The following is a 12046-nucleotide window of genomic DNA, read 5'->3' on the forward strand; positions in this document are numbered from 1 at the left end:
CGGATCGCAGCAAGGTCACTGAAGCATAATAGGCTTTGCCGGGATATCCACTCGCCCGGCCACGCGCAAGGGGGCGGCATGAACGACAAGGCAACGCAGGGTTGGCACCGGCTTCGCCGGTGTTCGCGGGCATGCCCGCTCCCACAGGGGTCGCATCAGGGCTGACAGGTGTTGGCCACAAGATATGCAGCGCCTGTGAGACCGAGCGCCGCGCGGGCGGCGCTCGGTCTCACAGGCGCTGAAGATGCCGTGGCGAGCACCTGGCAACCCTGATGCCATAGAAAACTTTCAGCGCAAGAACTGCACCACTTCCACCAACACCTCCTCCGCCCGCTCCCGGTGCGGCACATGCCCACAGCCCGGCAGCAGCCGCATTGTCCCAGGCCCCGCAGCCAACGCCAGCAGCCGCTGCGGGTGCGCGTGCGAACCAAACTCGTCGTCATCGCCATGTAGGCTCAACAGCGGGCAACGCACCTGCGGCAACACGGTATCCAGGCTCCAGGCGGCAAAGTCCTCGCCGAGCCAGTTGTCCACCCAGGCGCGCAATACCCACTCGGCCTTGCCCCCATGGTAGCGCTCCAGCCGTTGCAACTGCCCAGGCTCGGCAAACTGCAGCTCGGCAGCGCGAATGCCTTCAAGAGTGCGCGCTTCGACAAACGCCTGCGCCGACTCGGTGATCAACCCCACGCAGTGCTCAGCGAACAGCGCCGCACAGGCCACGGCCATTCCGCCGCCAACGCTGTGCCCGAAGACAATGAATTCGCCGATGCCGAAATACCCGCGCAGTGCCGTGAACCCCTGTCGCGCCTCGTCTTCGACAAAACCCAGGCGCAACCTGCCCGGGTGGGCATCGGAACGGCCAAAACCCAAGCGGTCGTAGGCGATCACCCGGTGCCCGGTGGCTTGCGCCAGCCGTGCCGGGAAGTCGCGCCACAAGGCGACACAGCCCAGCGAATCATGCAGCAGGACAATAGGCGCCCCCTGCACTTGCAGCGGCACCCACTCCTGGGCGAACAGCTTGCCCTGCGCGGTGTCGATCCAGTGCTCGCAGGTATTCAGGCTGATCATGGTGCCTTCGCTGCCGGTACCGGCCCCTTCAGCTCGACCTGGTTGCCATCCGGGTCGTAGCAATACAGCGACAGCCCCTCGCCTTCGGCGCCATAGCGCTTCTCGGCAGGCTCCACCGTTACCCCCGCCGCTTGCAGGTAGGCGGTCAATGCCGCCTCGTCGAACGGTTCGATACGCAGGCAAAAATGATGCAAGTTGCGCCCCTCAGCCCCCGGTGCCGCCCCACCTGGCTGTCCCAACGGGCCGTCCAGGCTCACCAGGTCGATCATCGCCGTACCCGTGGCCAGGTGGACCATGCCCAAGTCCTCGCGCACCCGGCTGACCGTGCAGCCGAGCAACTCGGTATAAAAGGCGACGCTACGTGGCAGGTCGCTGACCCGCAGGACGAGGTGGTCGATGTGCTTGATGGCGAACGGTCGCATGCCGGGCTCCTTGTGGCGTTTGCGCGAATACGTTCGCCACCATAGCCCAGGTCCGCATGGCGTGACCAGAATCACCTACTCGTTCACCAACCGTTGCAGCACGCCCCCTTCATGGCGCGCCAGGATACGCAGCAATTGATCGACCAGCGCCCGGTCCGGCGCATCCAGGTGGAAGTGATGCCCGCCCGGGTGCCAGAAAATCTTCGCCTGGCTGGGCAAGGCCGCCTGGCGCCGGGCAAAGGCCTCGCCACTGAATGCCCCCTGGCGACCGAACAGCAGGTACAACGGGCAGCGGATCTGCCTGAGCAGGTCGCAGGCTTCGCGTTCGGTCAGCGGCATGGGTTCGGGCAGCACCAGACGTGGGTCGTGGCGCCAGCAATAACCATCGTCCAGTTGCAGCAGGTCACGCAGCGCCAGCAGCCGTGCGGCACCTTCCGACAATTCGGTGTCCAGGCGCTCGCGGCGTTGTGCCAAGGCCGTGTCCAGGTCATCGAAACGGCCGACGTCCGGTTCGGCAAAGCCCTGCAACTGGCTGCGCTGCACCATGCGCTTGAGCCGGTAGGCCCGCGCCAGGTGCTGCACACGGTCATCCTCGGCCACCGTGAACGGTGCGCCCATGCCGTCGAGGAAGGTCATGCTGGCGATACCGCTGGTCATGGCCGCCAACAGCGACGCCACGCCAGTGCCCATGCCATGGGCCAGCACATGAAACTGCCCCAGGCCCAGGCTGTCGGTAACCGCCAGCATGTCCTCGGCATGTTCCCACAGGTAGTAGCCACTGTCGTGGCGGCGATGGTCCGAACGACCGTGGCCGACCAGGTCGGGGGCGACCACGAAGCAGCCGTCGAGCAGGGGTGCCAGGCGTTCGAACGAGGCGGCGTTGTCCAGCCAGCCATGCAGGGCCAGCACAGGGATACCGTCTTCGGCGCCCCAGGTGCGGACCGCTATTTCAATACCATCGAGGTCAAGCAGGTGATCTTTGGGACTACACAGCGAACGCATTGAAGTTCTCCTTGGCTGAAGCCTGCGCCATGGCCTGCTTCACCCTCTCGCAGATCCACCCTTGCTGCTGGCCCCTCACCGACCCGCGCATGCGCAAGACCGACCGTTGCCGACAACTATCTACCGCACTACGCGGCTTCGATGAAGGTGAACTAACGCCTCCCTCCGCAAGAGCGCATCAACATGACAAACCCCACGCCGTTACATCAAAGCCAGATAACCCGCACCTTGCCGCAATGGAGCAAAGCCCTGCATCCCACGCATGCACAAAAAGTGGTGCAGCACCTGCGCAAGGACTATCTGGATGCAGATGGCAACCCTTACACGTGGTATGCCACCGCCGATACGCAAGCGCGAGAACAGTTGCGCAGGGCTATCGGAACGCGCGACCAACTTATGGCGCAACTCAAACAGGCGCTTGCAGGGTTCAAGGGCATCATCGAGTTCTGCAAACCCCTGCTGACCGAGCGGTTGAAGGTGAACGTGCCCGTGGACAAGGCGCAATATGTTTTCCAGGCCTTCGAACCCATTGCCGACAGCTGGATCGGCGTTCCCGATGTAGAAGTCCCTTTGGTCCCAGACCGGGAGGTGGACGTTCTTGCCACCCGTCCCGTTGGAAAGCCGCAAACTCGCAGTTTGCTGGAAGCTGCCCTGCACAACTTCGAGGGCCTGGCCGAAGTAGGTGCCTACAGCACGCTCACCAGCGCTGTTGGCAGCGATACGCCCCTACCTGGCATGACGATGGAGGCCTTCGTCAAACATTGTCGGGCGCTGGACCTTGGCAAACGCTATCAAGACCATCTACTTGCAACCCACGAGGGCGTCAATCGCGCTGAAATCCGGCGTCTGTCGATAGCCGCGAATCGTGAGGCGCTGAGAGTCCAGGCACTGATTGCAAAGCTCAAAGGCCTGCTGAGCCACCATGGTTTCGCTGCGCTTGCGCAACTGTGCGACGGCACGCCTCATCCCACCTATGACACACAGACATTGCATTGCTGGAACTTCAGCCTGTTCGGTATCCCCATCCACGAAATACTGTTCATCGGGCCGAACAATCCTGATCGGCAGAACCCCTGCATTGTGTACCTACCTGGCGACAGCGAGCACCCGGTCAGGGAGTTTGCTTCTCGTCAGGAAGCGGGCAGGCACCTGCGCAGCCGGCTAGTGCAAAACGAGTTTCGCCGAACCCTGGTGAATTTCGCCTATACGGATCGCCAGAAAGAACTGGCCGAAAAGCTGGAAAACGCGCTGTTCGAAAAGGATAAAGAGGGCAGGCGCAAACCCCGAAACATGCCGCAGCTCCATTTCACCCCCTCGCTAATCAGAACCGACCCTTGGACGACCTTGTACAACGCACACCTTGCGCGCATGAAGGCCGACGCGAAAACCGTTGCGGTCCCTACTGCCGAAGTCGACGCCAAGGCCCGCAACGAGCGCCTGAAGCACTGGTTCGAATTGGGCATGAATGTGCTGAACGTCGCCGCGTTTTTCGTGCCCGGGTTGAACCCGATCATGCTCGGCGTTTTCGCTTACGACCTGATGAGCTCTGTTTTCACCGGGTTCGAGGCTTGGGAAGAAGGTGATACCCAGCAAGCACTGGCGCAACTGGAATCGTTAGCCATCAATGCAGCGGTAATTGCCGGTTTTGCAGTGGGCACCAAGATCGTCCAGGCGTCAGGCTTTGTAGATGCATTGAAAAGTGTGTGGCATGAAGATAAGGAAGTGCTCTGGCACCCCGACATGAAGCCATATGCAAGCACAGTGGCTATCCCTGAGGGGACTCAACCCGATGTGCTCGGTCATGTGCTCATCGACGGGAAGAGCTACCTGAAGCTGGATGGGACGCTGTACGAAGTCTTTCAGGACGCCGAGCAACAATGGCGCGTGCGCCACCCCGATGATGCGCAGGCCTATGCCCCAAGCTTGCTGCACCATGGTAACGCGCGCTGGCAACTGGCCCATGAACAACCTCTGGAATGGGACCGCGCACAACTCATGCGCCGCCTGGGCAACTACAGCGCGGACCTCGACGATACCGAACTGGACAGCGCCATGCGCTGTACCGATAGCGATGAAAGTGCGTTGCGTCGCGCCCAGGCAACGGGCCTGCGTCCACCCGCTTTGTTGCTCGACACGCTGGAGCGCCTGCAACTGGACAACCAGGCCCAACAGATCATCACTCACGTCCGCGATGGGCTACCACTGGCTGCGTACAAAAACTTCGCCTTGCCTGAATTGCTGCGCCTGCCGGGGTGGCGAGAGGAGAATGTGCTCAAGGTTTACCAAGGGCCAGAACCCTGGGGCGAAGCCGTGCGCTACGGCCCTGCTCCCACGACAGGCCAGGTAGAAATCGAAATTACCCGTAACGACCTGGACAATGGCCAGTTGAGCCAGACAGTGTTAGCTCAGTTGGATGAACAAGCCATTCTGCAGTTGCTCGGCGACACACCCATCGAGCACCGATCATCCACATTGAACAACAAGCTCGCGGAACACCTGGAACAAAATCGCGGGGCTTTGTTCAACAGCCTGCAACAACGTCGCCGCCCCACCCTACCCCCAGCCGCGCAACCGATCACCCGGCAGTTTCCCGGGCTGCCGGACAGCGCGCTAGAAGAGTTGCTGGTCAACATCAGCAACGCCGAGCGAAAACGCCTGGAAAACGGCCACGTGCCGCTTCGCATTGCCGAAGAAGCACGCCTTCTACAAGCCCGAGCGCGGCTCGACCGCGCCATCCTCGGCCTGTTCAGGCCCAGCCTGGCGAACGACGACAGCCAACAGCTGAAACAGGCCCTGCAGGCCGAACACCCACAGGCTGACTCGGCCAGCTTGCTGCAACTCGCCCTTGACGATCGGCAGCACTGCGCCTCATTGCTTGGCCAACAGCCCATCAAACCGGGGTTCCGCTCCCCTTTGCGATTGGCCAACGGCCGACTTGGCTATCCCCTGAGCGGCCGGGGTATGCAAGGACCCGCCTTGCCAGCCGCGCACCGACTCAGGGCGCTCTACCCCGACCTCAGCAACCAGCAAATCAGTGCGCTGCAAACTGAACTTGCCCAAAGGGGAGACCTGGGTAGCGCAATCAGGCAACTGGAAGTGGAGCGATGCACCCTTGGCAGCGATCTCAAGCGCTGGTTCAACACCTCACTTAACCTTGAAGAACGCCTTGATCGCCAAGAATGCATCGAGCGACTGATGGGCGCTGCCCGCCGTGAAGGCGGCACGCAACGCGCCGCACTCGTGCTGGACCGTATGCAATTGGACGAGCTGCCCGCTTTCACCGCAGGCATGCCACATATTCGGCGTCTCACACTTGAGGGGTTGCAAGTGCGGCGCCTGGAGGGCGGTTTCTTGTCAAACTTCCCTTACCTGGAGACCCTGCAAGTCATCGGCAACCCTGAGATAGATGCCGAAGCGTTGTTCGAGGCGCTCAAGGCAGTGCCACGGCTGCGCGAACTGGAGCTGACAAGCAATGGCTTGACTACCCTGTCGCCCACCGCCCAACAAGCCATCGAGGCAATGCCTGGCCTTAGGGTACTCGGCCTCAGCCGCAACCGGCTGCAACTCGATGACGCCAGCCTGAGTTTCCTGACGCGCTTACCCCTGGATGCACTGGACCTGGGCAACAATCGAATCACCCTCGATGAAGCCCTTGCCGCCCGTTTTCAGGACATGATTCACCCCATGGTGCTGAACATGCCAGCCAACCCCTTACAGCTGGCACCCGACCTACGTTTCATGGCCCGTCTCAGCCACCTGAGCCTCGAGCGCTGCGAGCTGCGACAATGGCCTGACAGCTTGACCAGCCTCATGAGCCAACCGCAGTACCGACTGCGTTATGTCAACCTTTCTTCCAACAGCATCCACAATCTGCCGGACCTGCCGGGCGTGCTGCGTACCCCATACGCCCGCGATGTCGCCGCGCGGCTGCCAGAGCGCCGCTGGCTGTTCAACTACAACAGGCTGGAAGCTCGAACGCGTACGCAGCTGCGCAGTATTCGTGTCAGCGTGTTCGAGCACACAGAGGACACATCGCCGTGGCGAGACTTTTTCCTTGACGACGCGAGCCTTGCCGATGCACAGCGGTGGAGCGATCTGTTCGACCAAGGTGAAAATGCCGCATTGCTAGGGGTACTGCAGCGTCTTGCTCGATCGGCAGAAGCGCAGCGCGATGCTCAGGCCCTACGAGCACGCACCTGGGCCCTGCTGGAGAAAGCTGCCCATGACACCGAGCTGCGCGAGCGCCTCGCCACAGTGGCCGGCGACTTCCCCATGAACTGTGAGGACGCCGGGACAGACGCTTTCAGCGCCTTGGAGGTAGAGGTGCTGGCCCACGAAGCTGCCAACCGTGCCGGTAACCGACCGGCTGACCTACTGGCCCTGTATCGCCAGCTGTACCGACGCCATCAGGTCAATCGACTGGCCGACCGCATCACTTGGAAAAGGACCTTGCGCCAAAAAGCGCTACAGGCTGAGGTGTTCGATGAAGACCTGCCATCATACGATGAGCTCGATGAGCCCTCGGCCTTCCCAGATATCGAACTGAAAACGGGGCTGGTGGACGATATCGAGGTGCGCCTGGCCTTGCGCCAATCGTTGGCCGCAGCGCTGGACTTTCCTGAGCCAAGCCGAGGCATGCTGTACCGTGACACCGCCCGCATCAACCAGGCCATCATCGACAAGGTGAAAGGCGCAGTGCTTGCTCACGACGCAGACGTCACCGCTCGGGAGCAGTGGTTGAACGAGCAACCAGCCTGGGTTGGGTACTTGAAACGAGAGCATGCAGCACAGTTCACCCTGATAACCGATTTTTGGCGGCCGGGCCTGGACTACCTGCATTACTGCCTGGATGAAACGGCAGACCCCGTAACGTCCCTGGACAACGCCGTGCTGCATGCCCTGGCCGGCATCCTGCCGGCAAGCCCATTGGATGAGCAAGGCGTTCTGCGCCGGGTCGCGATCAACGAGCAGCAGTATCGCCAGGGCATGGACGCGTTGACCGCCGAGCGGCAAAAGGTTGAAAACGGTCTGCTGACCAGTCTGGCTCGCCAAATACAAACAATCGGCTAAGCCGTTCTCACTGGCCGCGCAAGTCTTCGAAGAAGGCCTGCCGGCCATCCACATGCCCGGACGCCCGCGGCAGCGCCGCGGCTTCGCCGTTGGCAGCTTCCACATGCCAATAGCAATGCTGTACCGCACGGGTCACCGCCACGTAGGCCAGGCGCTGTACTTCTTCCTTCTGCGCGGTATCGAACGGCTGGGCATCACCGGCCTTGCCCAACCCGGCCAGGCGATACACCTGGTTCTTGTAGGGCGAGCTGGTCAGGTACTGGCAGTCACCCAACATGAACACCGCGTCGGCCTGCAAACCCTTGGCACTGTGGTAGGTCAGCTGGCGTAGCCGGCGCTGCTCGGCTGGCAGTACCGCTTCGGCCTGCAGCACGCTTTGCAGGTGCTCGTTCATCAATGCCCGGTCGCTGCCCTTGCGGTACAGCATCATCACCGTCTCGCCACGCTGGTAGTGCTCGATCAGCGTTTCACCCAAGGCCGCCTCGTCACGGTCGAACACCTTGACCGGCGTGCCCGGCAATGCTGCCGCCGGGCCACTGGCCCGGGCTTTCTTGCCAGCGATCGCCGGCGTGCCCTTGACCAGGTGCTCAGCCGCGTCGATGACCTGCTGCTGGCAACGGTAGTTGTCGACCAGCATCACCCGCGTATTGGCCGGCGATGGGAAAGCCTTGGTGAACTCCATGAAGTACTTGGGCGAACTGCCGCGCCAACCGTAGATCGATTGCCAGTCGTCGCCCACGCACAGCAGCGACGAATGCTGGGCATGGCGCCCGCTGTGCATCGCCGGGCCACGTCGACGGATTTCGGCGAGGCTGGCGCGCAACCAGCTGACGATCTGCGGCGACACGTCCTGGAATTCGTCGATCATCAGGTGCGCCAGCGGCCGCAACAGCGGGTCGGGCAGCAGTTGCAGGTTCTCCGGGTTGTTCTCGCCGAACAGGGCGAACATGCGGTTGTAGCTCATCACCGGCGGCGACTGGTCCAGCAGGTGCGCTTCCAAGGCTTTCCAGTACAGGGCCAGGGCCTCGAAGAACAAGGCATCGCTGTCGCCCGGGGGGAAGCTCATCGCCGCCACTGCGTTGTTCACGTCCAGGCCGAGGTTCTCGATGAAGTTGGCCGCACCGACAAAGGCATCCAGCAGCGGCGCCGGGGCCAGCTCGCCCTTGACCTTGCACTCGAAGCCGGGGCCGGCCACGGCATCACCGGCCAGCGACGCGGCCAGGCGCCGGGCCATGGCGTAGTTGTCCAGCCAGATCAGCGGCTGGTCGCAGAAGGCCTGCAACAGGGTGCGCTTGACCGCCCATTCGGCACGCACCGCCAGCTTGGCGCCGGGGCGCTGGTACTGGGCGCTTTCACCAGGGTCGAAGCCCAGAACCACCCAAGGCCCCCCGCCGGCCAAACGACCATGGACATGGAAGCGGCTGCCACGAATCTCGACGGTCTCGCGGCAGGGCTCGATGCCCTTTATCGGCCAGGCACCGGCAGCGAACCACAGGTCTTCGATCACGTCGCACAATTCTTCGTCGCGCTGGGCCGCCAGCTGGGTCACCTGCGCGCGCTTCTGCACGTCGGGGTTATTGGGGTCCAACGGCTTGAGCTGCAGTGCCTCGCTGCGCAGCAGGCCAACCAGCTCGGCGAAACGCGGGCTTGCGCCCAGCAAGCTGCTGTAGCACTGGTTCAGTTGCTGGCGCTGGGCATCGTTCAGACGCAGGTCGAACGGGTTGCTGTCGGCCTCGGCCTCGCGCCCGGCCGGCATCTCGTTGCCCAGCGTCTCGAATGCGCGCACCTGGTCGAAGCCTGGCAGGCTGCGCACCAGCGGCAGAATGCGCGAATGGAAGGTGCGCACCAGCTCGCGGGCCTGCACCGGCTGCAGGTCGATCTGCCACAAGGCAAACACCTGCAGCAGGCGCTTGATGAAGTCCTTGCGCGACTCACGGGTGAAGGTGACCACGGTCATCGCGTCCAGCTCGTAGCCCAGGTAGTGGCGCAGCAACAGGATGCGCAGCACCAGCGACGTGGACTTGCCCGCCCCGGCCCCGGCCACCACGCAGGTGGACGGCGTATCGCTGAAAATCAGCTTCCATTGCGCGGCACTGGGCTGGGCCTCGGCAGGCAGGCGCTGGGCTACATCGGCCTTGAAGCGCTTTTTCAACTCGGCGCTCAGCGGCAAGCGCCAATCGTCGAACAGCTTGTCGTCCTGGCTTGGCACGCCGGCGGTGTCGGGGCGGGTATCGCGGATCACCAGCACCTGGCGCCCGGCCTCGTAGCCCTCTACTCGCCCGCGTTCGAAACCTTCACGCATACCGTCGGCGTGGCCGCTGCGCTGGCCGGTGGCGTGGCCAAGGAACCAGGAGTCCCGGTGCTGGGCTTGCAGGCGGGTCAAGCCGCGCCCCAACAAGCGGGCGGCCAGGCGGCGAAACCAAGGCAGTTGGGCAGGAGGGGTAAGGTCGGCGGGGGCCTGGGGTTGCTCGTGGGCCACGGTCACTCCGTTGAAAAACAAAATCAGCGGGCATGTTCGCCGCATCGACAAAAAATCGCCAGCGAATGCTTGCAGATCAGTAGATTAGGCGATGAAGCGGAGAAAACATGGCACCGCTAAACATTCATTTAATAGATTGTTTTAAGCCGATATTTACGCTTATTTTCGATACTTTTTTAGCGCATCATGGCGTCATTCCACTGATTCAAGGAGCACGATCATGCTGCAACTGCGACCTTTCGAAAGCCTCGGCCATGCCAACCACGGCTGGCTCGACGCCCACCACCATTTCTCCTTTGCCGAGTACTACGACCCGGCACGCATGCACTGGGGCAACCTGCGCGTCTGGAACGATGACCTGATCGCCGCCGGTAGCGGATTTCCGCCACACCCGCACCGCGACATGGAAATCATCACCTATGTGCGTGAAGGCGCGATCACTCACCAGGACAGCCTGGGCAATAAGGGCCGGACTGAAGCCGGTGACGTGCAGGTGATGAGTGCCGGTACCGGCATCGTGCATAGCGAGTACAACCTGGAAGACATCGATACGCGCATCTTCCAGATCTGGATCGTACCGGAGCGCACCGGCGAAGCGCCGTCGTGGGGTAGCCGGCCGTTCCCCAAAGGTGAACGTGGCGAAGGCTTCGTGACCCTGGCCAGCGGCCGAGCCGGTGATGAAGACAGCTTGCAGATCCGCACCGATGCGCGCCTGGTGGCTGCCACCCTGCGTGCAGGGGAAAGCGCCGAATACCGCTTCGATGCCGCACGCCGCGGTTACCTGGTGCCGGCCAAGGGGCTGGTGGAGGTCAACGGGCTGCAAGCCAAGGCGCGCGATGGCGTGGCGATCGAGCAGGAACAGGTGCTGCGGGTGACCGCCATCGAGGACAGCGAGATCGTGCTGGTGGATGTGGCCTGAGGCATATCATTGTCGCCACAGTTGTAGGTGCTCTCCTGTGGGAGCGGCCTTGTGTCGCGAAAGGGCTGCGCAGCGGCCCCAGGATTTCTGCGTCACAGCGGAAATCGCCGGGGCCGCTTTGCGGCCCTTTCGCGACACAAGGCCGCTCCCACAATGGAGACCGCGCCAGTTCAGAACGGCAAGGTCAGCTTCAACCAGTAGGCATCGCCCTGGGCGCGGTTGCGTACTTCGGTTTCCTTCGACCATTTCGCCGTGACGAACCAACCACCCTCACCGCTGTACTTGATCGACGGACCAATGGCAAAGCTGCGCCCTTTGTTGTCTTCGATACGCTCGCCGTCCTGATGGTCGTCGGTCGTCTGCCGATAGTAATACCCCCCTACCCCCACCACCCAGCCATTCCCAAGCCCCCAACCAACGGCATAGTCCACATGAAATTCCTGCCCCGAGCGGTAATCGGTGGCCGGGTTGCGGCGGTTGAAGTCGTACATCACCTTGGCATCCAGGTTGAGCCCGGCCGGGTCGACGTAGCTCATTGCGTACACCGGCTCGAACACCCAGTAATTACGCCCGGGGTTGGCCAGGTCATCCTTGTCGTAGCGGCCTGTGGGGGCAATCATGTCGAAGGCCAGGATGCTGTGGAACTTGTCGCTGTGGTGAAAGCCCAGCGCCGGGCCGAAGATCACATCGCCCAGGCCGCTGTTGTGCTGCGACTGGCCATTGAGCGAAACCTTCAGGTCCACCAGCGGCACGATCGCATGCAGCGCCAGGCTGCCGCCGAGCACCGTGTAGTCACTCACCCAGATCAGCCGTGGCACGATGGCGTTGGCGCGCACGCGAAAGTCCACCGGCAGTTTGCGCCCGTCGTTGCCGCGCAGGTTGTCGGCTTCGTAGTGGTTGACGAACAACTGGCCATAGAAGCCCGGCGGCGGCATGGCGCCAGACATGTAGTTCTCGGCCCCCAGCGGGTAGGAGGTGCCGCCCCCTTCGGTGGCCTGGGACAGGTTGGCAGTACCGAACAGCGTGGCGCACACGGCAAGGCGAAGCAGGTTGGCAAGGGTCGGGTTCATCGGGTCAACCTTTGTT

At 62.6% G+C, this 12046-nt stretch carries 7 protein-coding genes; 2 read left to right on the top strand and 5 right to left on the bottom strand.

The window, feature by feature from the left end:
• Window positions 1-288: 288 nt before the first annotated feature.
• From TZ03_RS10550 to TZ03_RS10560, 3 genes are all read right to left on the bottom strand, one after another.
• Window positions 289-1068, bottom strand: a complete 780-nt coding sequence (locus tag TZ03_RS10550; protein WP_051097544.1) for an alpha/beta fold hydrolase — start codon at window positions 1066-1068, stop codon at window positions 289-291.
• Window positions 1065-1490 (bottom strand): VOC family protein, encoded by a 426-nt coding sequence (locus tag TZ03_RS10555; protein ID WP_051097545.1) that lies wholly within the window; start codon window positions 1488-1490, stop codon window positions 1065-1067. The genes TZ03_RS10550 and TZ03_RS10555 overlap by 4 nt, the downstream gene beginning before the upstream one ends.
• A 75-nt stretch (window positions 1491-1565) precedes the next feature.
• Complete coding sequence (locus tag TZ03_RS10560; protein WP_051097546.1) at window positions 1566-2492, bottom strand: alpha/beta fold hydrolase; 927 nt, start codon at window positions 2490-2492, stop codon at window positions 1566-1568.
• A 183-nt stretch (window positions 2493-2675) separates the two neighbouring features.
• On the opposite strand from TZ03_RS10560, the gene TZ03_RS10565 reads away from it, so the two are divergent.
• Complete coding sequence (locus tag TZ03_RS10565) at window positions 2676-7562, top strand: NEL-type E3 ubiquitin ligase domain-containing protein (protein ID WP_321163305.1); 4887 nt, start codon at window positions 2676-2678, stop codon at window positions 7560-7562.
• A gap of 7 nt (window positions 7563-7569) precedes the next feature.
• On the opposite strand, the gene TZ03_RS10570 is transcribed toward TZ03_RS10565, so the two are convergent.
• Window positions 7570-10086 (bottom strand): UvrD-helicase domain-containing protein, encoded by a 2517-nt coding sequence (locus TZ03_RS10570; protein WP_051097548.1) that lies wholly within the window; start codon window positions 10084-10086, stop codon window positions 7570-7572.
• A gap of 175 nt (window positions 10087-10261) precedes the next feature.
• Here TZ03_RS10570 and TZ03_RS10575 point away from each other — a divergent pair, with 175 nt between their 5' ends.
• Entirely contained in the window at window positions 10262-10960 is a 699-nt protein-coding gene (locus tag TZ03_RS10575; RefSeq protein ID WP_051097549.1) for a pirin family protein, read from the top strand.
• 170 nt (window positions 10961-11130) lie between these two features.
• Here TZ03_RS10575 and TZ03_RS10580 read toward each other — a convergent pair whose 3' ends face one another.
• Window positions 11131-12030: a transporter gene (locus tag TZ03_RS10580; protein ID WP_051097550.1), complete on the bottom strand. Its 900-nt coding sequence runs from the start codon at window positions 12028-12030 to the stop codon at window positions 11131-11133.
• Between the last annotated feature and the right edge of the window lie 16 nt (window positions 12031-12046).

The sequence above is a fragment of the Pseudomonas sp. 10-1B genome (assembly GCF_000935045.1).
Lineage (GTDB): Bacteria > Pseudomonadota > Gammaproteobacteria > Pseudomonadales > Pseudomonadaceae > Aquipseudomonas.

Excerpts from the sequence above, each read along its gene's own strand:
- TZ03_RS10560 (WP_051097546.1), bottom strand. The coding sequence starts at position 2,492 with ATGCGTTCGCTGTGTAGTCCCAAAGATCACCTGCTTGACCTCGATGGT.
- TZ03_RS10550 (WP_051097544.1), bottom strand. The coding sequence starts at position 1,068 with ATGATCAGCCTGAATACCTGCGAGCACTGGATCGACACCGCGCAGGGC.
- TZ03_RS10565 (WP_321163305.1), top strand. The coding sequence starts at position 2,676 with ATGACAAACCCCACGCCGTTACATCAAAGCCAGATAACCCGCACCTTG.
- TZ03_RS10555 (WP_051097545.1), bottom strand. The coding sequence starts at position 1,490 with ATGCGACCGTTCGCCATCAAGCACATCGACCACCTCGTCCTGCGGGTC.
- TZ03_RS10580 (WP_051097550.1), bottom strand. The coding sequence starts at position 12,030 with ATGAACCCGACCCTTGCCAACCTGCTTCGCCTTGCCGTGTGCGCCACG.
- TZ03_RS10575 (WP_051097549.1), top strand. The coding sequence starts at position 10,262 with ATGCTGCAACTGCGACCTTTCGAAAGCCTCGGCCATGCCAACCACGGC.
- TZ03_RS10570 (WP_051097548.1), bottom strand. The coding sequence starts at position 10,086 with ATGCGGCGAACATGCCCGCTGATTTTGTTTTTCAACGGAGTGACCGTG.